This is a genomic window from Zavarzinella sp. (genome assembly GCA_041399155.1).
Taxonomy (GTDB): domain Bacteria; phylum Planctomycetota; class Planctomycetia; order Gemmatales; family Gemmataceae; genus JAWKTI01.
On sequence record JAWKTI010000002.1, the window covers coordinates 606254 to 632300 of the forward strand.

The window sequence follows — 26047 nt, forward strand, 5'->3', positions numbered from 1 at the left end:
TTTACTTGCGAATGTTTACTCGATAAGTCCAACCGTTCCAGGCATTTTGGGGCTGGGCATCTGGTGGCGTGACTTTCAGTTGAAATCTGTTCTCGGTGGGCAGATAGTCAAAGTATTTTCCATTAATTGGATCTTTTGGCACAGTCACCACTTTCACTTCATCCAGATTTGCAGGGATCTTGCCAGTTGAATCGATGTGAAGCCGAATCGCTTCGATCGCCCGCAGCGATTCAATATGTCGCACCATTCTTCCGTTCGACGCACTGACTCTTTCCAAAGAGGGAAGCAGTAAGCGAACAAAAATTGCGGAAAGGTCCAAGTCACCAGAAGTATTCCGCACTTCGGCATCAATTTTTCGCAACTGTAGTTGGGCTTCCGATGTTGGTAGTTTTGCTGCTGCAAAGTAACGGTCCAGAATATCTCTCTGGTTCAGCATGGAATGTACCAGCACTACCTGGGCAGGGGGCATTTTCTCCAGAATTTTGGGATCATAACCTTTCTTCAGTAATGAATTCTTCGACTTGTCCAGGTTTACGATGACCATACCAGCCTGCATCAGCCGAGCGGCTGCCGGAGACATTTTCATGTATTCATTGTTGGTACCCATGGTCTGGGAGAACTCTTTCCAATACTGATCCAGTCGATCAGTTGCCTGTTGCTTTGTCAGCAGTACTTCAATGGTATCCTGAAATTTTGGCATTGCTGCATCAATCCACAATCTCTCAGCATCAAAAGCTTGTGAAATAGGGATAAACGGCGAAGGCATGTCTGCTAGAGCCCAATACAAATTAGGACAATCGGGGTGCTGCATCACCACCAGCAGTTCTTCGAGGAACATGGAAGTAACTGCAATGCCCACCAGATGTTGAATCAGAACGCCATGTTTCCCTGTGTGCCTGCCCAAAGCGAATCCGGTACGAATATCTTTTAACGCTCCGGGAATATTGCCTTCGATCACTTGAATACGTGCATGGATGCGAAGCTTGTTTGCCAGATCGCGCATATACTGCACTTCCTGCAATAAGAGATTAATGCCATCTGTTTTGGCACGCTCCATCAGGCCCCAATCTGCATCGGTGCATTCTGCTGCAAACTCTAATTCCCGAAGGATGTTGGAGATATTTCCCAGGTAATCTTTGAGTAATTTCAGATCATCCTTACTGGCAACAGTGGTGCCCATAATATCAAACACCCTATCCTGATCTGCCAGCCATTCCTTTGTGGGATTAAAATGGCGTGGCAAAAAGGCACTGGCACGATGCAGATACAATGCTGCGTTACCCGGATGTTGCTTCAACACGCTGGGGTACAGTTCATACTTTAATGCTGGGTAACTGCTTTTATTGGGAGATAATGTTACCTCCTTGATTCGTTCCGGCGGGCTGTTCGCCTGACCAAATAGCTGTGTGCTGAACCCGATCAGCACCATACTGCAACTCAACCATTTCATCGTTCATTCTCCTGCTCTTGTTTGTCGTTCAATCGTGGGAAAGTAAAGAATCCGGGTGGTGCTTCAGCATCTATGCTAGAAACACCAGAATCAGAAACCCTTGATGATGGGAAGTAATCGATCCCCCACCTCAAAATGGCATCACGTGCCTGCAAGTTAGGTGCAATCCCCGGTGGGAGTCGCCATTCGGACAGATCCAGATTTGCAGCCACCACTTCGGTACCACTCTGCGATGGCGCAGGTTGGTGGGGTTCAGGTACTGTGGGGGGTAATGGAACAGCAGGTCGTTCTATTTCACGCACCACTTCCACGGTGATCACTTGTGGTGACTGCTGCCAGTACAATCCTGCAAAAACAATCGATGCAACGGTTGCCGCAAGCGACCAATACATCCAGAGATTCCGGCCACGTGCACCCACATTCCAGCCCGCCAGGTAGGCAACTTCGGCAGCATCAATTGCAGGTGGTTGTGGCTGAAGCCGTTGCAGTAATTGTTCCACCTTTCGGTCGCCTGGCGATTCTAATCGTTCTGGGTTTTGCATGGCTCACCTAACTGTTCTCTGATTAACTGAATCGCTTCCTGATACCGTCTCCAGCACGTGGGCGCTGAAATACCAATCAACGGGGCGATTCTGTCGAAGGAAAGCCCGCCCCACAGGTGGGCAACGACAACTTCCCGCAATTCCTGTGGCAGCCTCTGTAAGGCAACCTGTACCTGCTGCAACTCTTCATCATGTTCTGCACTGGTTACAAACCATTCTGGCCGAGTCTGCGCTACCTGCAAATGTCGTCGCTGGCGTCTGCCATCAGATCTCGCACATGAAACCGCTTTGTTCCGCACCACGCGAAACAGCCAGGGCAGGGGATCTTCCAGTTCTTTACGCGCTGCCGCCAGTTCAATAAAGGCTTCCTGCACCACATCGTCGGCATGTGGGGTGAATTGCCGTGCGTACAGCACCAGTGCTGCCGCATGTCTTTCGATTAACGTGGATAGCACTTTCCCTGTCATCATCCCAATTTCGCCACCGCGGCAATTTCATTTCAAAATATTTTCGAATTTTTCCAGCCCTACATAATATGTGCATGGAAACAGATCAAACAGTCGTCGAACGCTGGGACTATCTGGGCGATCGGGCAATTATGGCCTATTGTTCCAGCGAAGCAGCATGTGCCAGATTTGCACGAAGCGTCCAGCAGCAAAACTTTCCATGGTTGCTGGATGTTGTTCCATCCTACTTCACTGTGGGTGTTTTCTACGATCTGGCGGCGATTTCACCATTTGAGGCATTGAAATTGCTTCAGCAAATTACTGTGCAATCAGATGATCACCTTTCTGCCACACGGCACACGATCCCTTGTTGTTACGAGATGGCACTGGATGCGGAGCGAGTATGTCAGCACACAAGATTATCATTTCCTGAAGTAGTGCGTTTGCACAGTGGGACAATCTATCAGGTGTATGCGATCGGATTTTGCCCAGGCTTCCCATATCTGGGGTATTTGCCTGCAGAACTAGCTGGCATTCCACGTCTGGAAAGCCCACGTCTGGCGTTACCTGCAGGCAGTGTGGGTCTAACGGGTAGGCAAACAGGAATCTACCCACTTCCCAGGCCAGGTGGTTGGAATATCATTGGCCAGACACCGCTTTGTCTTGTTGATGTGGAAGACAATTATTTCCCACTTTCCGTGGGAGATCAGGTTCAGTTTCAGCCGATTGATCGGGATACTTACGAACAACTTCTCGGGCAGCGGTTGGCAATTCAACAGGTGGTATAAATGTAGATCCTGTTAGAAGCCCACACCCAATTTCAGATCGATTGGAAACTTCTTAGATTCCATCTTGGTGAAGTGGGTGATTTTGATTGTTAATTTTTCTGCTTCCGATTTCACATTGTAGTCCAGTGTGTAAGTGTACTTTTTGTTGAAACCAAAAAAGCCGCGATTCCCACCTTCTGATTTTACTTCTTTGCCATCCGCACCCCAGAAGGTAACTTCTTTAATGTTAGGTGCATCCGATTGAAATGAAATGTATTTACCATCTGGAAAACCCTTGTTAACAAACATTTTCAGTTCGCCCACTTTGATGGGGTCGCGTTGTTTCGGAATGACCATTGATACACCTGCATGTTCATCGGTCTTAGGTTCAGAACCGCAATGTACCGCTAAAGTTCCCTGGATGGTAATCGATTTGGCACCGCTTGCAGGAATATTGTTGGATGACAACGTAAAACTGGCTGCATCACCCGCTTTGTTTGGGCGAAAACTGTAACCTTCCAGCCACTTTCTTGGGAAGGAAGATTTCTTCAGAGGCTTACTGAGGTCGGTTCCCACATCATCCGTGAATGTGGTCAGTTTGCTGTTCTCTTCATCAAAGCCAATCATGATCGTATTCGGTGCCTGTAATACAGCATTCACCGTAATGCCAGGCTCTCCCAGAAACGACAGTTTTGCAATCTCCGGATCTACCTGACGGATTATTTGCAACGACAATGGCGTAATCTTTTCCTGAGCAGTAACACTGCCTATCAATGACAGACTGCATGCAACACAAATCCAAATCGAGTTCATCGAACCACTCCTACTTTTTGTCCTTATCTACAGAAGGCACCCAGATCATCGGCAGTTTTCGCTTACCTGCCATGTCGTTAATTGCCTTCAAATCGGTCTCAATTAATGTCTGATACTCATGGATTAGTGTATCCAACTCTATTTGAAAATCAGCCAGGGAAGACTGCATTGCTTCCGTGGGTGGACCATCGCCATCATCTGCAAGATAGTACAGATATCCCAGTTGTGAATAGAGTTTTGCACCACCTTTCTGTGCCAGAATATCGTAGTTCACTTTGGCATTAGGGTTGTGTAACTTTTCGTCTAATTCCTTTAGTTTTTTATCCAAAGCCTGCTCTAATTTCAGGAAAGGCTGCATTTTGGCATCCTTACCCAGTAGTTTTTCGTGCAGCTCGAATTGCTCGCGAATACTCGATATCTGATTCACGGTTTTCGAGAGCCTTGCGACCTCATCCCGAATCTTTAGACAGAATGCTTCCTGGGATTTGGCTTCTTCTGATAACAGATCGCGTGCGGTGCGGCGTTCCACTTTACCTGCTTTGGCATCAATCTCTTTCGCCTGTTCCAGGGTAATTACCCGTGGGGCAATATCGATGGTTTGATATTTGATCCCACCCAGTGATACTGCCTGAGGCACCTGCAGACGCGGGTCCATCTGGACCACCGCATTCGTGGTCAGTTTTTCTCCATTAATTGTAAAGACGCACTTGTAAACCCCAGGTGCCACACGTGGGCCGGAAGTGGGCCCACCCATATCCAGATAAGATTTTGGAATCAGCTTCGCACCATCGTGGCGGAAGTTCCAGACAAACTCATTCAAGCCTGCATCTAACGGTATTTCCGGTGGGGTATCTTCAAATTCCTCATCCACTTCATCTGCTTCACTATCCACCAGGTAGATCCGTTTTCCAGTGGAATCAAATACTTCAAACTTCGCCGGTTTTGTTGATTTTGATTTTAAGTAGTACCGAAACACTACCCCCACTGGTGGGTTGTCTGCGGAATTCAGTTCCTGATGATTGGTGACAGTATTGCCCAGGTTCCAGCGCACGCCAGGCAGCGTGGGAAACAGGTGGCTGGGCTTATTTTTTATTGCAATAGTCATGTTGCGAACAGCGGTCAGGTCGTCCAGGATCCAAATGGAACGTCCTTGAGTGCCTACAACCAGATCGTCATTTTTTACCACAAGATCACTTACGGGGACGGCAGGCATATTCAGCCGCATTGGTTTCCAACTGGTCCCGCTATTGGTGGAAAAGAAAACTCCATGTTCTGTGCCTAAGTAAAGCAGGCCCTTTTTCTTTGGGTCTTCACGAATCACGCGGGCATAGCTTGTTTTGGGTAAATTGCTACTGATCTTCTTCCACGTTTCTCCCGCATCGGTGGTTTTCCAGACATGAGGCTGGTAATTATCCAGGCGGTGGGCATCCACGACCAGATAAGCCGTGTCTGCATCAAATGGCGAGGCTTCAATACAGGACACAGTTCCCCAATCCGGCAGATCAGGAATATTCTTGGTAACGTTGTACCAGGTGTATGCATTGTCTTTCGATATGTGGACCAGTCCATCATCAGTACCTACCCACAGAATTCGCTTATCCTTGGGCGATTCTGCCAGAGCAAAAATAGTGTTATACACTTCTACTCCGGTGTTATCGCCTGTAATTGGCCCACCTGCCCATTGTTGCTTGAACTTATCGTTGCGGGTGAGATCCAGACTGACTTTCTCCCAGGAATGCCCGCCATTTGTGGTGCGGAACAGCACATTCGCTGCATGGTAAACGACCTTGGGATCGTGCTGGGAAATCATAATCGGCGAAGTCCATTGAAAGCGGAATTTCAACGATTCTGCACCATGGCCAGACTGGCTGTAAGGATAGGCACCCACGTAGCGGGATTGCCCGGTGCGTCGATCGAAGCGGGAAATGTAGCCACTGTATTCCCCAGCATAAATGACGTTCGGATCCTGAGGATCGGGGACTGCAAAGCCCGCTTCACCACCACCAACGTTGAACCAGTCGCCAAGCAGAATACCTCCATTCGACAGAGAGTTACTTGGCCCACTGCAAGAGCCCATGTCCTGCATGCACCCGATAACGCGGTACGGCACCGAACTGTCGCACGCAACGTGGTAGAACTGTCCAATCGGCAGTGGGGGACTGCGCCAGGTATTGCCACCATCCAGGCTGATATCCACACCACCATCATTGGCATCGATCATCCGCATCGGGTTTTTGGGATCAATCCAAAGATCGTGGTGATCCATGTGGGAGAAACCATTGATTTTCTTGAAGGTGCTGCCAGCATCAATGCTTTTCTGCATGTACACCTGCGGGCACCATAGCACATCGGCATTTTTTGGATCAACAGTGATTGTGGAAAAATACCACGCGCGCTGGCGTAGTTTTCGATCGTCCGTGGCTAATTCCCACGATTCACCGGCATCATTGGAAATGAACAAGCCACCTTCTTCAGCCTCGATCAGTGCGTAAACGCGATCATGATTGCTGGGTGCCACGGCCAGGCCAATTTTGCCGTAAGGGCCTTTGGGCAGGCCACTGTCATCGTTTTTCGGGCCAAGTTTTGTCCAGGTATCGCCACCATCCGTCGATTTCCAAAGCCCGCTGCCAGGCCCACCACTGATCAAATCCCACGGCTTCCGGCGTGCCTGCCACATTCCAGCATAAAGTACTCTGGGGTTTTTGGGATCGAAACAGACATCGGAAGCACCAGTGTCTTCATTCACAAACAGCACGCGTTCCCAGGTTTTGCCACCGTCCTTGGTGCGATACACTCCACGTTCGGCATTGGGCCCAAAAGCATGGCCCAGTACTGCGGCAAAAGCAACATCACAGTTGGAGGGATGCACTGCCATTTTGCCAATGTGGCCGATCTGTTTCCAGACATGCTTCCAGGTTTTGCCGGCATCGGTGGAACGAAAAACACCTACTCCAGCAGCGACGTTGCCACGAATGTTCGCTTCGCCTGTACCCACGTAAACTACATTAGGATCGCTATCCGCAACGGCAATCGAGCCGATTGATTGAGTCGGCTGATCATCGAAAATGGGCTGAAAAGTCACCCCACCATCATTGGATTTCCAAACGCCGCCCGAGGCCGCAGCAACATAATAGGTCAGTGGGTCTCCAGGGACACCGCACACTCGCGTGGTGCGTCCTCCCGCAGCAGGCCCAATGTTGCGATACTCCAGGCCTTTCAATTCCACAGGCGAACGAGCCTGTCCTAAAACAATTGTTGTTCCAAGAAACAACATCAAGGTTGTCAATGCGTGGTGCTTCATCATTACCTGCCGGGGTATCAGTTGTATGCACGCTATTTTAAGCGCCATCATCTTATTTTGCCTATTTTTCCTATTTATACACGCACCAAGAAGCGAACGAACGGATCTGTTTCTGCAAGGAAGTACGATTTGTCCGATCGTAACGATTAGTTTGGTGCTATTGTGGCGATGAAACTACCATAATTTCATCCACAATAAACATAAATACACTATAACAACGGTCCAGCAGGAAATTCGTTTGCAAGAAACTGGAGAAATGTTTAACAAAATTGTTGGAGGTTTTCTAAGTTCTGTGAAAATAAGAAGTTAGAACGATTGGAAATGCCGGCTACGTGCCCAGCTTATTTGGGCATTTGAAACGAGGCGGGCATAATTTCGGGTTCTTTGCCACGGTGCCCGGTAATTTGCTGATAGCGATGATCAAAGCACATATCGATAACAAGTTGGTTATTTGATCTTTTGACCACTGCATACCACGAACTGGCTTTTTTATGATCGCCAATCAACGTGTCGTATTGTGCGTCAAATTGAAATACCCAGCTATCTGGCCCCGCCTTTACTCCCGGTGGGGTCTGATTCGTTTCCTGCACATTCTGCAGTGTTACGTTGCTCCAACCTGATTGTTCGAAATGAGAACTGAGACTGGAAGCCACCTGCTCGGTCGTGGGTTTGGCATTAACTGCATCTTCTTTGGAAATAGACACTTCCGGCGAATCACTGCATCCTGCCAGCAGAACGAGACAACCCACCAACATGACGCACTTTTTCATGGCTCCATCCCTGAAAGACGCAATCTGATTTTGCTACCCACCTCTAGTAATCGGGATGCGCCAATCTGTCAAGATGGGTTATTCCGGGTTCAGAAGCTGCAGTGGGAGGTGCACGAGGTCAAGCAACCTGGTAAGGTGCGGTTGGAATATCAGTAGCGACTTCACTGACCAACTGACTGATCAGTTTGCCAGTAGCTGGAGCCATCGACAGCCCCAACATGTTGTGGCCTGCGGCCAGATAGACATTCTCCAGCTTTGGCAGCCTGCAAATCATTGGCCTGCTGGTGGGGGTCATCGGACGCCAGCCATACCACTGTTCGGTTTCTGGAACTGCCACTGGTTCACGCAGGTAATGTGCGGCGGAGTTCTTCAAAAACTGAATGCGTTTCGGTGCGATTGATTCATCATAGCCCACGAATTCCATCATGGAGCCAATACGGTAGCCACTGGCAAATGGTGTCACCGCCACATGATGCTCTTCGAAGATCATCGGAATCGCTGGGCAGATCGAAGGTCGAGCCATCGTTACAGAATAGCCTTTCCCTGGTTGGATCGGAATCTGAGTTCGCAACAACTTCGCCAGTTGTGGGGTCCAGGCGCCGGTCGCAATCACCACCGCATCGGCGGTAATTTCACCCTGCGGAGTATTAATCAGATGTACTTTGCTGCCATGTGTCTGCCATTGTTCCAGTGGGGTATTTTCAACGATCTTAACCCCACGTGCCTGCAGACTGCTTTGCCAGGCGGACAATAGTCGATCTGGCCGCATGTGGGCATCACCTGCATAATGCCAGCCGCCCGCACTGCCAGGTTTTAAGGAAGGCTCTAGCACGGTTAATTGCTCTCCTGCGTAAGGCGTGGCGGACACACCGAACTCGCGAGTCAGCAATTCGTTGGTTTCTGCATAGTGTTCCATCGCCTTCTGGGATGCGAAAACGAACAACAGGCCGCGCGTTTGCCAGTCGCTGGCTTGACCCAGGTCATTCATTAATTCGGTGTAGAGCGTGCGAGACCACTGCAACAACGGATTGATTGCCTTTGCGGATTCCATCATATCCCGCTGGTTGCACCTTCTGGCAAAGCGAAACATCCATTTCCAGAACTGCCAATTGAGCCTGAATTTGATTCGAAAAGCGGAATCGCGTTGCAAAGCCATTTTCATGGTGCGCTGGATGGCACCTGGCATCGCCAGTGGCAACACATGGCTGGGGCAGACATAACCACAGTTGGCATATGAGCAGGCCCGGCCAAACTGGCCTTTTTCCAGAATGGTAACACGGTGACCACTCTCTACCAGATAATGGGCACAAGCGGTGCCGATGATCCCACTGCCAACAACGACAACATTTTTACTCATACAGTGAAGCCATATCCCAGAGGATCATTGGATGAAATCATCAAGTAACTATGGGCAGTGATGTGGGCTCTCCCACGGATGGTGGGGATCAGTTGATTATCACGCAGAGTGACTTCACCTTCAAAAACACTGCCGATGATACTTTCCTGCCGCCAGATCATCCCGGGTTTCAGTTTGCCATCGGCATACAGACATGCCAGTTTGGCACTGGTTCCTGTACCACAAGGAGAACGATCAAATACTTTTCCAGGACACAGCACAAAGTTTTTGCTGTTGTTCTCTGGATACACCGGTGGGCAAAAAAGCTCTACGTGATCGATATAGCCGCCATTTTCTCCAGTAATTTCCTGACTTGCCAGTGCATCCCGAACCGCAATGCAATAGTCAGTCAACTGTTCTGCATCTTGCGGGTGCAATTCCTGGCCATGATTGGCGATCAGGAAAAACCAGTTCCCACCCCAGGCAATATCTCCAGTGACGTTGCCAATTTTGGGCACATCCACCACGACACTTGCTCGATAGCGATATGAGGGCACGTTATCCAGTTGAACCACGCCATCTTCGGTACGTGAAAACGGCACCACTCCCACAGGTGTTTCTAATTGATAGGTGCCAGTGGTAATTCTGCCCAGGTGGTGCAGCGTTTCTGCCACACCAATGGTGCCGTGGCCGCACATATTCAGGTAGCCAACGTTATTGAAGAAGATCACCCCTGCAACGCAATCCGATCGTGTGGGAGGCACCAACAACGCACCGACGATTACTTCGGAACCACGTGGTTCCAGAATGATCGCACTGCGATAGTGGTCGAAATGGGTGGCGAAGTTCTCCTTCATTGCTGCCAGAGATTCCCCCACTAGTGGAGGTCCACCCGCAATCACGGTGCGTGTGGGTTCCCCACCTGTGTGGGAGTCAATAATTTCGATCGTCTGATAGTTTTTGCGTATTGACCCAGGTTCAGTCATCATTTACTTCTTTGCACGATGTGCGGTTGACTGAACTTACGATACTTTCGGACGATTGGCGATTGCGGTATTGATAATATCCATTACCCACTCACGCTCGGTACCTGTAACAGGATAGCGTGGGGCACGGGTGACTTCGCTGCCCATGCCCGTGGCTGCGTTGGCCATTTTGATGTACTGCACCAGCTTCGGCAGAGTGTCCAGGTGAAGCAGGGGGGTATACCAACGGTAAACTTCGACTGCTTCAGCGTATTTGCCAGCCATTGCCAGATCCCACAGCAAACGGTTTTCTGCTGGGAAAGCATTCACCAGACCAGAAACCCAACCCGTTGCCCCCAGCATGACACTTTCGAGTGCAAGATCATCGACACCACAGAACAGTTCGTAGCGATTGCCGCAAGCATTGCGAATATCAGTAATGCGTCGCACGTTTTCGCTGGATTCTTTGATGGCAACAAACTTGGGTTCATCAGCCATCTGCACAAACATCTCCGGTGTGATATCGACAGCGTATGCGATGGGATTGTTGTAAATCATGATCGGCAGGTCGCTGGCTTTGGCAACCGCACGGAAATGTTGGATCGCTTCTTCGCCAGATGCCTTGTAAACCATGCCCGGCAGCACCATCAGTCCGTCGAGGCCTGCTTTTTCGGCAGCCTTGGCAAACTCACATGCCTGACGAGTGGTGGTTTCTGCCACCCCACTGAGTAGCGGGACGCGACCTGCAACCGCATCTTTGCTGGCACGCAGCACATCCAGTTTCTCGGCAGGAGTCAGAGAACAATTTTCACCCACGGTGCCCAGCACGATCATGCCATGCACGCCCGCCTGGATCATCTGGTCAATATGTTTTGCGGTGGCTTCAAAGTTGATTGATTCATCCGCATTAAATTCAGTGGTAGCGGCAGGAAATACTCCATACCATTTGGTAGTCATTGTTGTTCCTATGGTTTCTTTTTCTGGTTTTTCAGATATTCGTTGTATTCCCGTTCCATGGCTTCTGGCCAACGAAAACGGGGAGCTTTTGATTTATCAAACCCTTGCAAATGGGCCAATTCTTTCCTTTTCGAAGGTTTTACATAAAGCCAGTTGTTATCGGGAAAAGCTTCTTCCAGCAATTTCACCACGCGGGGATCGTATTTTTTCAGTTGCTCCCGCGAATTAATGTCGTTGTGCTGGGCATCGTTGGTGCGATTACAATGGAACCACGACTGAACAGCTTCCGCCCAGTATTCAGCGGGGTTGGAGATAGCATAAGTGCCTTTCCATAAACCACCTTCCTTGGCAGCGTCGTAACAAGCCTGAAGTTTCTCCTGAAACTTTCGATCCACTTTTGCCAGCCCCTGCTGGTGTACCACATGGGCAAATTCGTGCACCATGATCGATTCGGTGTGATACGGATCACCGGGATAATCAAGCAGGTTTTCTTCCCCGCAACTTACCGCAGGCCGTACGCGCGTGGCACCCAGGCCGCGGGCACGCCGATTCCAGTATTCTTTGGGCTTCAGGTCAGAATGTTCAGGAATATCCAGCGTAAATTCATTCACGGACATAATTGCCAGTCGCACGCGGGAAGCAACGATCGATTTGCGAACATCATCCCGCCCCTTCAGCATCGAGTCAATCACATAATGAGCTTCCAGCAAGGCAAAGTCAGAGACTTTGTCACTGCTCAGGATTGGTAATCCATCGCTGAGGATGCATTTCTGATAGTAATCAGAAAGTTTCCATTCTTTTTTCAGTGCCTCCGGAACGGGCCCCACCTTGTCTGCGGCATGCACGTGGCTGCCACTCAGGAGAATCAGGATTGGTAATACCAGGTAACAGTAGTGGATCATCAGCAGGTTCTCCATAATTACCCATCCAGGAATGAGCGTAATTTTTCATCGGGTGCTGGGGCATAGGAATCCGGTTCCATCGTGGGGCTGGCTCGTCCCTGGGTCACGCTGCGAATTTCATCCGCATAGGCGAACATTGTTTCCAGTGGCACGCGGGCTTCAATAAAGCTGGTTTTCCCGTTCGATTCCTGATTATCAATTTCCCCACGTCGGGAAATAATGTAGGAGATCACATTACCCATCACTTCATCAGGTACGTTGACGGTCAGCCGCATAATCGGTTCCAGAAGCTGCATGTTTTCTCTACTGAACGCCTTCTGCAGTGCGTCCGATATCGCAGCCTCATAAGCGGCATCGGTGGAGCGTTCGGGATCGAAAGTGGCATCCACAATCGTGGCATGCACATCCAGCACCGGAAAACCCAGCCCGCCTGACTGGATTGCTACCTTGAGTGATTTTGTTAAAGCATCTTTGATGTTGTCTGGAACGATGCCAGGCTTCAGTTTGTTGACCACGCTGGTAGGATGTTCCGCTTTTTTTACTTCGAAATCAATCGTTACGTTTGCGAAGACTGATTTGCCACCCAACATGCGATCGCACTCACCCACAATCCGGCAACTTTCCTTCAGCGTTTCGCGATAGCTCACCTGGGGCTTACCCACGCGGATTTTCAGCCGAAAATCCCGTTCCAGACGATTTCGCTTCACTTCCAGGTGCAACGTGCCCATCCCACTCATCAGCATCTGGCCGGTATCTTTATCGACACGAATATGCAGCGTGGGGTCCTCCCTCTCCAGTTTCGACAGGGCACCAATCAATTTATCTTTATCTGCACTCGATTCTGGCTCGATCCGCTGGCTGACCACCGTTTCAGCAAAAGTAATCTGCTCAAGCAGAATGGGGTGTTGGGTGTCGCATAATGTATCGCCAGTAACGCAGTCTTTCAGCCCAATCACGGCCACAATATCCCCCGCATAGGTGTGGGGCAAATCGTCGCGCTGGGTGGGATCGGCATGAATGTGGTACAGTTTGCCAATGACTTCCTTGCTGTCCCGCCCTGGATTGTAGACGCGTGAGTTGAACTTCAGTGTGCCCGAATAGATGCGAAGAAAAAACAGGTCGCCAGAATCCTGGGCAATCACCTTGAAAACCAGTGCGCAGAAATAATCTTTGGGGTCTGGTTTGCGAACTTCTTCCTTATTATTTTTCTTGGGATTCACACCCACAACCGGTGGGACATCCAACGGACTAGGCATGTAATAGCAGATCGCATCCAGTAATGGCTGAATCCCTGCGTGTTCCCGGCCACTTCCACACAATACGGGGTGAATTTGCCCACGGACTGCCTGTTTACGAATTAACTGCCGCACATCGTCCAGTGGGATCTCTTCACCTTCCAGATACCGCGTAGTAATCATGTCCTCATCATCGTGTTCCGTGATGACATTAAACAGATTCTCGCGATAACTTTGGGCTTCCGCCAGCAATTCTTCTGGAATCGCCTCGGTGCGAATGGTTTTGCCAAAATCAGCACTTTCAAAATAGAGAGCCTCCATTTTCAGCAGATCAACGATGCCAATGAAGGGTGTATTTGTTTCCTTGCTCGATCCCGAACCAATTGGTATGAACAAGGGCAGGGGCCTGCCTTCCAAAACTTCGCGGATTTCTTCCACTGCAGCCGGAAAATTGGCTCCCACGATATCCATTTTGTTAATGAACACCAACCGTGGGACGTTGTACTTGTTGGCTTGGCGCCACACCGTTTCCGACTGTGCTTCCACCCCTTTCTGGGCATCGAAAACACAGATGCAGCCATCCAGCACGCGGAGTGAACGTTCTACTTCTGCGGTGAAGTCCACGTGGCCGGGGGTGTCAATCAAATTGACATCGTGGTTCAGCCATTTCAGCGGAACGCACGCCGAATAAATGGTGATACCACGTTGTTGTTCTTCGGGATCAAAATCGGTTTCGGTGGTGCCATGATCTACCCCACCCAGTTTGTGTTTGGCACCAGCGTAATACAACAGGTGTTCGCTGGTCGTGGTTTTTCCTGCATCGATGTGGGCAATCACCCCCACGTTGCGAATTTTGGAAATTTCTATCTCTGATTCACCACTGTCTTTTGCCATGATCCACCTGTCTGCAACAATTAACTGTTAGAGTATGGGACTGACCTCCGAAATGCCCCACGTGGGCGACTTTTTACCAGTTCCGGAATTGCTCAAATCCATTGCAGCGATCCAAAATCAAAAAAGTAAACTTTAGTTCACTTATATATAATATATCCACGTACATTAATGTTGGGGAGATTTTTTCTCGAAAAAGTTCCGAAAATCTGAAAAAGTGCTGCCCTAACTGCTGACATCACAAGTGTTTACAGAGTTTTCAACTTTCTTCAACTTTTTTGCAAAATAGCGATCACCCTTCTGGCTGACCTGTACACAGAGTGGGACGATTTCCCAATTTTCACCCACCACGAGTTAGCATGGATTTCAACATGTTTAAACGGTTCGTGCAGGTCCGATTGCACCAATTGTGCAAAATTCACCTTTTTTTCTCAAGTTTCCAAAAGAAGTACTTGAACCCCACAGTGGGGTAAAGTATAGTTTCAGTGGTAGCAAATGGGGCAAAGTGGGGCCAAGTGGGAGACAAATGCTTCTAACTGGGACTCACCCCCGGACTTTAGATGATAAAAATCGCCTGACGCTGCCAAAACGGGTACGTGAGGTGATGGGCGAGCCCACGATTTTGTACGTAACTCCCGGCCCTGACAAGAGTTTATGGATATTTACTGAGGCCGAACTGGAGAAGTTGTCGCAGAAATTGGATGAGTTGCCTGCCACCAACGCAGAAGCGAAACTCTTTCGTCGGTTGTACTTTGCCCAGACAGAAACGGTGGACGTGGATAAAACGGGACGCATTCTGGTCCCAGAACGATTGAACAAATTTGCAGATTTGGGCAAGGAAGTTGTCTTGATTGGTGTTCGCGATCACCTGGAACTATGGCATGCCGGTAGATGGCAGGCATTTAACGACGAGAATCTGGATACGTTTGACCAGGCAGCGGAACAGGCGTTTAACGCCCGGAACAGCAGAATTTGAGCCAGAAGGTCGGATAAATCACGTTGCAAGCAGGCACCGTGGTGGTCCTTCCCAGAGGATCTGACCTCCGGTTCAACCTCTCGCCCCATGGATGCACCCATCCATGGGGCTTTTTTACGCCCCTACGAAGGTGAAAAATTATTCAAATATTTTTGTTGATATCAGATTGCTTATCCTGTAACTTTCAGTCAAATTCTCTTTCCATGAGGTTTACAACATGTTTCGTTTCATTTTCTGCCTTGTTTTGGGTTTGAGTGCCAGTGTTGCCTATGCAGAAACTGCTACCATCAGCGTCAGCAACCTGCCTGCAAAAACTTCTGTTAGAATTTACATTGGTGATGGCAAAACGTATTCGATGACGGTCACATCTGACGAAAAAGGAAATGCGTCTGCAACTTTCACTGTGTCCGAAATTCCGGAGAACGGTTCAGCCAAATGGACCGCCCACGCGGAATATGGCAAGACACCCACCAGAAAATCGAACAGTCGCTGGTCTGTTCAAGGCAAAAAGGCTTCCACTTCAATCAAGTTTTAAGCCCACTAATTCAAAGCAGTTTCACTTATTCCATTCCGGTGATAGTGTTTCTGGATCAGCCAAGCTATCAAGGGCTTTTTCAAGATTCTCATTGAGTTTCTGTTTGCCAGGGGATATTCTTGTTGATCAGGAGCTTCCAATGATGTTTCGCATTTTTGTTCTGCTGTGTCTGCCAATGCCTGTCCTGGCGGCTGATTTCCCCAAACCAACTGTGCCAGACGAGCCTGTAAGGAAAGCATATTCCGCTGAACGAGCGGCAAATTACCTGGATGGGGCCAGTTTGGAGTGGACGGAACGATATCAGTGTGCTACTTGTCACACCAATGTGCCTTACATGTTGGCCCGACCACATATTCGTGGTGGTGATGCTCAACCGATGAAAGAAATTCGTTCTTTTCTGGAAGAATCGGTCGATAGCTGGGATACCAAACCACCGCGGGCAGATTACAATGTGCTGGCTACGGCGTTTGCGCTGGCGGGCAATGATGCTGCCACCACAGGAAAATTACACCCCAAAACACGCAAGGCACTGGATCGGATCTGGACATTGCAAAAAGCAGATGGTTCCTGGAAATGGCCCGACTGTGATTGGCCCCCACTGGAGCATGACCAGTTCTATGGAGTAGCATTTGTTGCGGTGGCGGTCGCAATTGCACCGGAAGAATACTGGAAAAGCCCCAAGGCCAAAGAAGGTTTAAAGAAGATCCGTATCTATTTAACGAATAATCCCCCGCCTGACCTGCACCACCAGACCACGCTGTTGTGGGCGAGCACGGTGGTGCCTGATCTGCTTACCAAAGACCAGCAGCTGGCGACGATCAATTCATTAAGAAAACTTCAGAAGGCTGATGGTAGCTGGTGCCTGCCCTCATTGGGAACTTACCACCGTAAAGACGCTGAAAAAACTCTTAATGATCCCACCGGGCCTGGGGACGGTTATGCCACCGGCTTCGTGATGTATGTACTTTTACAGCATGGAGTTAAGCCAGATGATCCTCAGATTGTCAAAGCACTCCAGTGGCTGAAAAGCAACCAGCGTGAATCAGGCAGGTGGTTTACCAGATCGCTCAAAGTGGACAAGCGACATTTCATCACCAACGCAGGAAGTGCTTTTGCTGTGTTGGCTTTGCATGCTGCGGGTGAGAAACTGGATGCGGGCACGCCACAAAAATGAGGACGACCGTCGCGGCCGAAGGAAGAGAAACGACTACTACTAAACTGATCAGTCAACAACGCAATTTTGTATGAATGCCTGTTTCGGGGGAAAATGAATACTTGAATTATATCAATTTATACCCATTTATACACGAAACGAGATATAAATGCCCAAAGTGCTGTATAAGTGGCTATAAATTGCTATAAATCGGAAATATTAATGAATATTTGTTCATTAAATCGGCCCAAAATGCACCTCACGAGCCGTGACTGTGGGAATGGCCCCCACTTCCACCCGCATCTTCAATCTGAGCTGTTGCCACGACTAGGTGGGAAAGGTGAATACCTTTGAGGCCACCCAGCTTCTGTGAAAGGGTGCGCAGTTCATCGGCTGGCCCACGTAAAGCGATTGATTCCATGCACAGATCGTGGGTGATATGCACATGCATTGTGGCCACCACATAATCACCGTGCTGGTGTTGCAGTTCGATCATTTTTTCTGCCAGATGGCTCCGATGATGGTCGTAAACAACCGTTAAATTGGCCGCAACCAGCGAATGATCGTGCTGCCAGGTCTGGGTGGTGAGTTTTTCCCGCAATAAGTGCCGGATGGCTTCGCTTCGGGTGGGGAGTTGATTGTCCTTGCAATACTGATCGAATTCCTGCAGCAAATCCTCTTCCAAAGAAACTGAAAATCGTACTAAATCGGACATCGCTGCCTCAAGTGCAGGGCGTTAATGGTCGGAGTGTTCGTAGCGAAGGTGCAGGTAAATATACAGGTTCGCAACAATATAGTACCCCAATGCTGGTCCAAATGCAAATGCATAGAGGCTGGTATCGAACGCCTGAGTGAAAATCGGGAAGAAAGTACTTAACGCTGATTCGTTTCTGGGCATAGATGGGCCAAACGACATCGTGAGGTAAATCGGAATGATGGTGGGGATCGCTGCCACCAGGGAGGTCATGATTGCACCTGCCTGGTAAATTAACGCCCGTTGGCGATGTACCTTCAGCAGTTGAATCCAATCGCTGATGATCTGCTTAGGGTTCGCCTGTTCTACCACACGAATGGGGATTGCGAACGTACCCAGTAACATGATCAGTACCACGACAATCGAGATGATTTTCAGCACAATCACCAGAAGGGTGGTGACAATACTTGCAAGGTTATCGCTGAGGTTGCTGACCAGCTTGCTGATCTGTTCAGGTGCCAGATTCAGCAGATACAGCACCAGAAAACCACCTCCATAGATAGCCAGCATAATCAGTAGTACTTGGACAAATTCAGGGACAATGCCACGAATTGCCTGCATCGGACTGACTCGTTTTGCCGTTGTCGCCTCTTCATGGGCTTGTTTCGAAATCAGGGTGAATAAACCAGCCGCGGCGGCGAGACTCACTGAGTAAGTTATCAATTTCGTCAGCCAGATTGCTTCCGTAATGCGGAAGGCGAAATAACCCAGAATGACGATTGTAAATGCCACTACCGCACACCAAAGTGCAGAAGTCAGCAATTTGTGGGATTTCAGAGCTGCATCAAATGCGGTTAATAGCTCATCGACCAACCCACGCACCCCCACAGATTGCAGCCGTAGTGGGTCGTGCATTCCCGTCGATGTGGTGGTATTGCTGGATGAAGAACCGCTGCGATGTAATGGTGGTGGGGTGGCATGATGCGGCTTCGCTTCTTCCGAAGTGATCGATTCTTCTTCCGCTTCAAACTCTTTCGGCAACGGGCGGGGTTCCGGAGCAATCAATCGTGGCCCACCGTGGATCAGATCAGCAAATTCGGCAATCCATTCCAGTTCCCGCCATTCATCTTCTGGTGATCGCCTGGCCATGCTGTTTTTTGGGATAACACCATGTTCCATGTGTCGTCTAACAGCAGCGGTACTTTTGGCAGAGATCGTGCGGCCATCAGGCAGCCGGACAAGCCAGGGATCATAATGTTCTTTCATCGAATTTTCATATTTTGGGATTTGCCTTTAGTGGAAGAATAGCAGATTTGTAGTACCACGGCGTTGGATTCAACCAGCCAGTTGGGATTGGTTTGCACTGCAAAGTCGCTATATTCATCCTAACCGATACAACCAGAGGAATTTGGTAATGGTTTCTGCCAGGCAGGCACATCTGTTGTTTTTTTTCGTCTTGATCGGCATCTTTATCTACACTGGTATTCGGTATACCAAGAAAGTGTTGACGCCTCGGCGGGATGGATATACCCAATCGGCAATTCTGCGCTGGTCGAAACAAATTCAAGCGATGGAAGACGGCGAGAATATCCACGAGACTAACAATTACCCCAACCCACCGATTATGGCACAACTTTTGTGGCCTTTCTCGGAAATTGCCACGGGGAATGCGTTTGGCAAATACAGCCCCGCCGTGGCTGCGTTATTATGGTTCTTTTTGAAAATTGGCATGGCCTGGTTGTGCATCGACTGGGCCTTCAAAATGGTGGAAGATCCCGAACATCCCATGCCCGTGTGGGCGAAATTTCTGGCGATCGGGCTGAGTTTGCGCCCAATTATGGGTGACCTGACCCATGGAAACATCAATATCTTCATCCTTTTTCTGGTGATGGCCACTTTAATGGCCTATCGGAAAGGGTGGCACATCACTGCAGGGGTGGTGCTGGGGTTAGCAATTGCAGCCAAGGTTACTCCGGCGTTGTTTGTTGTGTACTTTGCCTGGAAACGGCAGTTATTACTTTTGCTCAGTTGTCTGGTGGGGTTGGTGCTGTTCTTTTTTTCTGATCCCCACGGGGTTGTTTGCAATTCGTGAGAATAGTCTCATTTCTGGCTGGCACGCCAACTGGGACGCACTGACAGGTTGGGTGCGTGGGATGTTGTGCCGTATCTGGTAGAAAATATTGTCACGCCAGAGCACCAGAATCAATCTTTGCCAGGTTTACTGACAAGGTTGCTATCGCACGCACCGTCGTTCAGCACATACGACCAAAATAACGTTTACATTCCATTGGCGTACCACAATTTTGTCACGTGGGACGCATTGACCATTAAACGAATTGTTCAGGTTTGTCAGTTTCTATTTGTGGCATTGTTAATCTGGACCTCACCGTGGGGCTGGCGTCGCCCCATGCCCGTATTGCCAAACTGGCGGATTGCGGCTGAATTTTTCTCTTATTATGCTTGGGATGCTAATTTTCAGTGAACGCACCTGGAAACACCATTGTGTGATTTTGTTGCTGCCCATTACCACGATTTGCTATGGCATAGCACGCACCGATTTTCCGAAATCGACCCGGCGTTGGTTGGGCATTCTCCTCGCTCTTTCATTTTTCTTCATCATGTCCACCAGTACGGGTGTGTGGCCAGAATCTGAAGACATCACAAAGCAAATCGGCAAACTTACCCAAGCGTACGGTGCGTACACCTGGGCATTTTTCTGCCAGCTCGGTGCGATCGTGATCATGCTGCGAACAAACGTTGCAAAGTTAAATGTTTAGCTATATAATAAGATGATTATATAATCTCATTGCAACGTCGATTTTCTTTGGTTCATGGTCAATGTTATCTAAGTCGATAAGCTTAGTAGTGATTGAATTAATCAGGAAATCAAGACCAGTATAGTAAACATGCGAATACTAATTCTAGCAATCGTTGTCGCTTACCTGGCTTTTGCCTGTTGGTGGGTGATCGATGCTGGCATGATTCGCACAGGTGGCGATACCGAGTTGCTGCACGTTTCCTTTGATCCCACCAGAGACATGTGGCGCGATATTAATGCTGAATTCATTCGTGACTATCGACAAAAAACTGGCAAACCACTGCGGATTCGGCAGTCCCATGGTGGGTCGAGCAGCCAGGCACGTTCTGTGATTGATGGCTTGGATGCGGATGTTGTGACACTGGCACTGTTTTCCGATACCGATGCGATTCGCAAAGCGGGCCGTTTGCAGGATGGCTGGCAGGAACGTCTGCCAAATCGCTCGCTGCCCTACACTTCCACAATTGTAATGGTGGTACGGCAGGGAAATCCGAAACAGATTCACGAGTGGAAAGATCTGGAACGCACCGATGTGCAGGTGATCTGCCCCAACCCGAAGACTTCTGGTAACGGCAAGTGGGCATTTCTGGCCATGTGGGGTTCTGTAATCACGAATGGGGGATCGGAAGAGGATGCACGACAGTTTATGCACAAAGTGTATCAGCGGATTCCCGTTTTCGATGCTTCTGCACGTGGTTCAACAATGACTTTTTCGCAAAAGCAGCTTGGCGATGTCCATTTGACATGGGAAAATGAAGCCCACCTGGAAGTACAGGAAGCAAAGGGAAAACTGGAAATTGTTTACCCGCAAGTCAGTATTATTGCCGAACCCCACGTCGCGTTGGTGGATGCTGTCGTGGATGCGAAAGGGACGCGCGAAATCAGCCAGGCCTATCTGGAATTTCTATACACTCCCACGGCACAACAGTTGATTGCAAACCATTATTTCCGCCCCACATCCGCAGAGGTGCTGGCCAAAAATCGCCATCGTTTCCCAGAAATGAGGCTTTTCTCATTTGATCAACTGGCCCCCACGTGGGATGAATTGAACGCACAGTTCTTTGCCGATGGTGGTCTGGTCGATCAACTTGTCCGGAGCCGTCCATGACTCCAGCGACACGTCGCGTGTTGCCCGGTTTCGGCCTCGGGTTGAGCACCACCGTGCTTTACCTGGCAGTTCTGGTGCTGATCCCGCTGTTGGCAGCGTTGTGGCAGGCAACCCGCTTAAGCTGGGGGGAATTTACTGCTGCAGTATGGAGTGAACGGGCTATTGCCGCCTACCGCCTGACCCTGACAGCATCATTTGCCGCTGGGTTGATCAATGTTGTGCTTGGCCTGATCGTCGCCTGGACGTTAGTACGTTACGAATTTCCCGGCAAAAGGATTCTGGATGCATTGGTGGATGTGCCGTTTGCACTTCCTACCGCGGTTGCTGGCCTGGTTTACGCCAGTCTGTATGTTCCGAACGGTTGGTTAGGTCAATGGTTAGTACCGTTAGGGATCGAAGGTGCCTACACCCGGACTGGAATTATTCTGGTGCTGACATTTACTGGTTTTCCGTTTGTAATCCGCACCGTACAACCCGTGCTGGAAGATATCGATCGCGAAACAGAACAGGCTGCTGAAACCCTGGGTGCAAATCGCTGGCAAGTGTTCCGGCACGTTCTTTTACCCGTACTGGTGCCACCTGCAATTACCGGATTTACCCTGGCCTTTGCACGGGCGATTGGGGAATACGGTTCTGTCATTTTCATGAGCAGTAATATGCCATTCATGACGGAAATTGCCCCGGTATTGATAGTTTCTCGGCTGGAAGAATTTGCGTACCGCGAAGCTTCGGCGATTGCGATGGTGTTACTGGCGATGTCTTTCGTGTTACTGATTGTGATCAATTTGCTGGAACGCTGGAGTCAGCCCGGTTCCGCACCACGCTCCGTTCGAAGGGTGGGGCACCTGCTTGTACAAGGAATTAGTTGGCCTTTTGCAAAAATTCTAGCGCAAGTCATTACAGAAAAAGAAGTTAGCAACGAAGTTGTTTTGCGGCCAATCCCCACCCGACCGTGGGTACGTTGGGCATTAATCGGCACGACGGCATTCATTATCATTTGGTTGGTGGCAATCCCACTGGCGAATGTATTTGTGGAAGCATTCCGCACCGGGTTCTGGAAATACTGGACCTATCTGGTTTCGGATAAAGATACCCGACATGCAATTTATTTGACGCTAATCGTTGCGCCACTGGCAGTTGCGCTCAATACGGTCTTTGGAGTGGCTGCCGCTTATACCATCGCCCGCTTTCGCTTTCCTGGCCGCACACTGTTGACATCGCTGATCGATATCCCGTTCAGTGTTTCGCCTGTTGTGGTGGGATTGGCATTTGTCTTATTGTTTGGTCTGCATTCTCCATTAGGATTGTGGCTGAAGACCCATGGTTACCAGATTATTTTTGCCCCACCTGCACTGGTATTGGCCACCGCGTTTGTAACGGTGCCATTTGTTGCCAGAGAACTGCTGCCGATGATGGAGGCCCAGGGTGCTGAAGAGGAAATTGCTGCCCGCAGCCTGGGTGCAAACGCCTGGCAGATGTTCTGGTATGTGACACTCCCCAACATTCGCTGGGGCCTGCTATACGGCATTATTCTTTGCAACGCACGGGCAATGGGGGAATTTGGTGCCATTTACGTCGTCAGTGGGCGAATCAGTGGCAAAACAGACACGATGCCACTTCGCGTTGAGAAACTGTTTCAGGAATACCAGCAACCAGCCGCATTTGCAGTTGCTTCAATTCTGACAATGCTGGCTCTGGCAACATTATTGCTGAAAGTGGTTGTAGAACAACGGTTAAAGCAGGAAAAACATGCCCCACCTGAATGATCAATTACGAGTAAGTCGATGAGTATTCATGTCCAAAATGTTTCGAAACGCTTTGGAAACTTTCAGGCACTCGATCGTGTGTCGCTGAATGTTCCCGAAGGTGCCTTGTTGGCACTGCTGGGCCCGTCTGGCTCTGGGAAAACTACCTTACTGCGGGTGATTGCTGGCCTGGAGCAGGCCGATGAAGGGACCGTCTATCAATCGGAAGTGGATGTCACCCGGAGGTCGGTGCGGCACCGTAACTTTGGCTTTGTTTTCCAGCACTATGCCTTGTTCAAACATATGACTGTGTTTGAAAATGTGGCTTTTGGGTTACGAATCCGCAAATGGAAAGAAGCAGACATTCGCCAACGGGTACAGGAATTACTGCACCTGATTCGTCTCGACAATGTGGGGGAACGCTATCCCGCGCAATTATCTGGCGGACAACGTCAACGGATTGCACTGGCACGTGCACTGGCTGCCCGGCCTGCCGTGATGCTGCTGGATGAACCGTTTGGTGCATTGGATGCGAAAGTGCGAGTGGAATTACGACAATGGCTGCGAAAATTGCACGATGAAGTGCCGGTTACGACGATTTTTGTGACCCACGATCAGGAAGAGGCGTTTGAGGTTGCCGACAAAGTTGTGGTGATGAACAGTGGGCGAATTGAACAACAAGGCACACCACAGGAAGTGTTTGACCACCCCGCTAATGAATTTGTGATGGACTTTCTGGGCCATGTGAACGTCTTCCACGGTCGGGTGCATGAAGGAAAGGCAATTGTAGGCGATCTGGAATTTGACCTTCCCTATTCTCAGGTGAATGGCCCCACGAAAGTGTTCATTCGGCCGCACGATCTGGATCTGGATGTGCAGACAAATGGCACTGCTTGCCTTCAGGCGACCGTACGTCATGTCACGCCTTCGGGTTCTGTCACCCGTGTTACTGTGGTGGTGGTCAGTACCGGCATGGAACTGCATGTCGACCTGCCACCGGCACGCTATGCGGAATTGCAGATCAAAAAGGGCGACACGGTCTATGCGATGCCTAAAAAGATTCGGGTATTTGAACCAGAATATTCGATTTAATGCCATCCTCAGTTACACATATCAGTGCGATTGAGTAATCAAATTCATCTTTAACTTTCGAAAAGACAAACTTACTCGACCAGCGGTTATGTCCGGTTCAGCTTGAATTGCATGCTGCCAGTGCTCCTGTAATTCCGCAGACATATGGAAAAGTGATCCTGGCTGGAGTATCAGTTGGTGCTGTTCTGACCGGTTCACATTATTGCGAAAAACCATTGTTCTGGGAGAGCCAAGCGACATAATAATGATTCCAGTTCCAGGCTCTAACTCTTCGATGGAGTCAGAATGAAATCCCATCGTTGATTCTCCGGTGGGATAAAAATTTGCCAGACAATTGTTTGGTAAGTACTGCACTTTTTCAGCAAGCATCACAAAAAGTTCTTGTAAAAATGAAGGAACTGGTGAAGCGGGCCATACTGTACCAGAATAGTTGTATGGCATGCCGAAACTGGCAACTTTGCGGGCTCGAATACGTTCATCCCACTTAATGCCTGTTGCGAACAATTTGTACAGATTTTCGTGATTCTGAAGGAATTCGGGGGTTAAAACCGCCAATCCCAGCTCAATTGGTGAAGGCAATTAATATTTCCTCAAATTAAGGCTTTTCGACAGGTCTAGATGCCTGTTCGAGTACGTGTAAAACTGCAACAGGATCACAACCATATATTCCCGATCCCCAGGCAGCGTTTAACTCAACTACTGCCCAGCCACGCTCAGCAATCACCCCCACATCAAGGACAATTGCTGGGGGTAATTCAATTCTCGTATCAGCACAAATGGACTGAATAAACGCTTCAGCTTCTGCAATTTCAACGTCTGCTGCAGAATATTCCTGGTCTTTTTGTGATTGCCCATCCCGAAGATAAACAGACAGTGCCTGTGGCTCTCGGTTCAGGAGAAAACAGCGGAATTCTTTTTCCCACGAAACGATTTCAGCTACCAATATCGATTCATTTTCTCCGATGTCGGTGGGTAACGCCGCTCCACTCTGGTAGATTCCTGCAGGAAAACTTTTGTCATTGGGTGGTTTGAAAAAGGCAGCGTGGTTAATCTGGCGAGCAGCTAGTGCAGGGAGCAACTCAATATTTCGCTTTCGGAATTCCGCTGGTAGTGAGGGTAGCCAATTCGCCGGTGGCAGAGGTAAAATACGCCCGAATTGTTCTGCGATGGTGCTGGCAAAAAGTCCTTCCAGATAAAAAACAGGATCTGCTGTATTGGCGATTGATTCTGGGACATGCCAGTTGGTCAATCGTTCCACCTTCCAACCAAGCTTTCCGGCTGCACGCCAGAGTGCTTGCGAATCTTCCGAAAACCGTGGTGACAGAATGAGTGTTGGCATCAAAAAAATCAACTTCAGAATTTTCTCTTCAAGATTGGTATAGAGGTCAAGTGGTGTTATGAGTCTTGCAACAACAGGACGACATCGGGCTCAGATTCAACAGTTATGAGGACCGAATCGCTAGTTGATAGATGCTGAAAAACGGTACCACGTTTGGGTGAGATTCATACATTGACCAGTTGAATGTGTCCTGTTGGTTTTGCACCTGGTGG

The 26047-nt window shown here is 49.3% G+C and carries 25 protein-coding genes; 10 read left to right on the top strand and 15 right to left on the bottom strand.

The window, feature by feature from the left end:
- Position 1 precedes the first annotated feature (1 nt).
- From R3B84_12500 to R3B84_12510, 3 genes are read right to left on the bottom strand one after another with little or no spacing between them, the layout of a single operon-like run.
- Positions 2 to 1450, bottom strand: a complete 1449-nt coding sequence (locus R3B84_12500) for a hypothetical protein (protein MEZ6141383.1) — start codon at positions 1448 to 1450, stop codon at positions 2 to 4.
- On the bottom strand, positions 1447 to 1992 hold the full coding sequence (locus R3B84_12505; protein ID MEZ6141384.1) for a hypothetical protein: 546 nt from the start codon (positions 1990 to 1992) through the stop codon (positions 1447 to 1449). The genes R3B84_12500 and R3B84_12505 overlap by 4 nt, the downstream gene beginning before the upstream one ends.
- A complete protein-coding gene (locus tag R3B84_12510) occupies positions 1971 to 2462 on the bottom strand; it encodes an RNA polymerase sigma factor (GenBank protein ID MEZ6141385.1) in 492 nt (163 codons plus the stop codon). The genes R3B84_12505 and R3B84_12510 overlap by 22 nt, the downstream gene beginning before the upstream one ends.
- A 71-nt stretch (positions 2463 to 2533) precedes the next feature.
- On the opposite strand from R3B84_12510, the gene R3B84_12515 reads away from it, so the two are divergent.
- Positions 2534 to 3226 carry an allophanate hydrolase subunit 1 gene (locus R3B84_12515; GenBank protein MEZ6141386.1) on the top strand — a complete coding sequence of 231 codons (693 nt, stop codon included), beginning with the start codon at positions 2534 to 2536 and terminating at the stop codon, positions 3224 to 3226.
- Positions 3227 to 3238: 12 nt separating this feature from the next.
- Here R3B84_12515 and R3B84_12520 read toward each other — a convergent pair whose 3' ends face one another.
- The 8 genes from R3B84_12520 to fusA all read right to left on the bottom strand — a co-directional run bounded on the left by R3B84_12520 (position 3239) and on the right by fusA (position 14378).
- Positions 3239 to 4018 carry a hypothetical protein gene (locus tag R3B84_12520; protein ID MEZ6141387.1) on the bottom strand — a complete coding sequence of 260 codons (780 nt, stop codon included), beginning with the start codon at positions 4016 to 4018 and terminating at the stop codon, positions 3239 to 3241.
- Between the two features lie 10 nt (positions 4019 to 4028).
- Positions 4029 to 7370 (bottom strand): hypothetical protein, encoded by a 3342-nt coding sequence (locus R3B84_12525; protein MEZ6141388.1) that lies wholly within the window; start codon positions 7368 to 7370, stop codon positions 4029 to 4031.
- Between the two features lie 290 nt (positions 7371 to 7660).
- On the bottom strand, positions 7661 to 8089 hold the full coding sequence (locus R3B84_12530) for a hypothetical protein (protein ID MEZ6141389.1): 429 nt from the start codon (positions 8087 to 8089) through the stop codon (positions 7661 to 7663).
- A gap of 118 nt (positions 8090 to 8207) precedes the next feature.
- Complete coding sequence (locus tag R3B84_12535; protein MEZ6141390.1) at positions 8208 to 9446, bottom strand: FAD-dependent oxidoreductase; 1239 nt, start codon at positions 9444 to 9446, stop codon at positions 8208 to 8210.
- Positions 9443 to 10414 (bottom strand): proline racemase family protein, encoded by a 972-nt coding sequence (locus tag R3B84_12540; GenBank protein MEZ6141391.1) that lies wholly within the window; start codon positions 10412 to 10414, stop codon positions 9443 to 9445. Before R3B84_12540 ends, R3B84_12535 begins: the two co-directional genes overlap by 4 nt.
- Positions 10415 to 10447: 33 nt before the next feature.
- Entirely contained in the window at positions 10448 to 11347 is a 900-nt protein-coding gene (locus tag R3B84_12545) for a dihydrodipicolinate synthase family protein (GenBank protein MEZ6141392.1), read from the bottom strand.
- Between the two features lie 8 nt (positions 11348 to 11355).
- Entirely contained in the window at positions 11356 to 12249 is an 894-nt protein-coding gene (locus tag R3B84_12550) for a hypothetical protein (protein ID MEZ6141393.1), read from the bottom strand.
- Between the two features lie 17 nt (positions 12250 to 12266).
- Complete coding sequence (gene fusA / locus R3B84_12555) at positions 12267 to 14378, bottom strand: elongation factor G (GenBank protein MEZ6141394.1); 2112 nt, start codon at positions 14376 to 14378, stop codon at positions 12267 to 12269.
- A gap of 523 nt (positions 14379 to 14901) precedes the next feature.
- On the opposite strand from fusA, the gene mraZ reads away from it, so the two are divergent.
- From mraZ to R3B84_12570, 3 genes are all read left to right on the top strand, one after another.
- A complete protein-coding gene (gene mraZ, locus R3B84_12560; protein ID MEZ6141395.1) occupies positions 14902 to 15351 on the top strand; it encodes a division/cell wall cluster transcriptional repressor MraZ in 450 nt (149 codons plus the stop codon).
- Positions 15352 to 15568: 217 nt separating this feature from the next.
- The gene (locus tag R3B84_12565) at positions 15569 to 15886 is read left to right on the top strand and encodes a hypothetical protein (GenBank protein MEZ6141396.1); all 318 of its coding nucleotides are present in this window, start codon (positions 15569 to 15571) and stop codon (positions 15884 to 15886) included.
- A gap of 139 nt (positions 15887 to 16025) precedes the next feature.
- Complete coding sequence (locus tag R3B84_12570) at positions 16026 to 17060, top strand: prenyltransferase/squalene oxidase repeat-containing protein (protein MEZ6141397.1); 1035 nt, start codon at positions 16026 to 16028, stop codon at positions 17058 to 17060.
- A 238-nt stretch (positions 17061 to 17298) separates the two neighbouring features.
- On the opposite strand, the gene nikR is transcribed toward R3B84_12570, so the two are convergent.
- On the bottom strand, positions 17299 to 17754 hold the full coding sequence (gene nikR / locus R3B84_12575) for a nickel-responsive transcriptional regulator NikR (protein ID MEZ6141398.1): 456 nt from the start codon (positions 17752 to 17754) through the stop codon (positions 17299 to 17301).
- A gap of 21 nt (positions 17755 to 17775) precedes the next feature.
- Positions 17776 to 18999, bottom strand: coding sequence for a hypothetical protein (locus R3B84_12580; GenBank protein ID MEZ6141399.1), 1224 nt, complete (start codon positions 18997 to 18999; stop codon positions 17776 to 17778).
- A 148-nt stretch (positions 19000 to 19147) separates the two neighbouring features.
- Here R3B84_12580 and R3B84_12585 point away from each other — a divergent pair, with 148 nt between their 5' ends.
- The 6 genes from R3B84_12585 to R3B84_12610 all read left to right on the top strand — a co-directional run bounded on the left by R3B84_12585 (position 19148) and on the right by R3B84_12610 (position 24496).
- Positions 19148 to 19825: a glycosyltransferase family 87 protein gene (locus R3B84_12585; GenBank protein MEZ6141400.1), complete on the top strand. Its 678-nt coding sequence runs from the start codon at positions 19148 to 19150 to the stop codon at positions 19823 to 19825.
- 66 nt (positions 19826 to 19891) lie between these two features.
- The gene (locus tag R3B84_12590) at positions 19892 to 20215 is read left to right on the top strand and encodes a hypothetical protein (protein MEZ6141401.1); all 324 of its coding nucleotides are present in this window, start codon (positions 19892 to 19894) and stop codon (positions 20213 to 20215) included.
- 22 nt (positions 20216 to 20237) lie between these two features.
- Positions 20238 to 20510 (top strand): hypothetical protein, encoded by a 273-nt coding sequence (locus R3B84_12595; GenBank protein MEZ6141402.1) that lies wholly within the window; start codon positions 20238 to 20240, stop codon positions 20508 to 20510.
- A 129-nt stretch (positions 20511 to 20639) separates the two neighbouring features.
- On the top strand, positions 20640 to 21659 hold the full coding sequence (locus tag R3B84_12600) for a sulfate ABC transporter substrate-binding protein (protein MEZ6141403.1): 1020 nt from the start codon (positions 20640 to 20642) through the stop codon (positions 21657 to 21659).
- A complete protein-coding gene (cysW, locus tag R3B84_12605) occupies positions 21656 to 23425 on the top strand; it encodes a sulfate ABC transporter permease subunit CysW (GenBank protein ID MEZ6141404.1) in 1770 nt (589 codons plus the stop codon). Before R3B84_12600 ends, cysW begins: the two co-directional genes overlap by 4 nt.
- A gap of 18 nt (positions 23426 to 23443) precedes the next feature.
- Positions 23444 to 24496 (top strand): sulfate/molybdate ABC transporter ATP-binding protein, encoded by a 1053-nt coding sequence (locus tag R3B84_12610; protein MEZ6141405.1) that lies wholly within the window; start codon positions 23444 to 23446, stop codon positions 24494 to 24496.
- Between the two features lie 21 nt (positions 24497 to 24517).
- On the opposite strand, the gene R3B84_12615 is transcribed toward R3B84_12610, so the two are convergent.
- Positions 24518 to 25075: an alpha-ketoglutarate-dependent dioxygenase AlkB gene (locus R3B84_12615; protein MEZ6141406.1), complete on the bottom strand. Its 558-nt coding sequence runs from the start codon at positions 25073 to 25075 to the stop codon at positions 24518 to 24520.
- 16 nt (positions 25076 to 25091) lie between these two features.
- A complete protein-coding gene (locus tag R3B84_12620; protein ID MEZ6141407.1) occupies positions 25092 to 25835 on the bottom strand; it encodes an ATP-grasp domain-containing protein in 744 nt (247 codons plus the stop codon).
- Between the last annotated feature and the right edge of the window lie 212 nt (positions 25836 to 26047).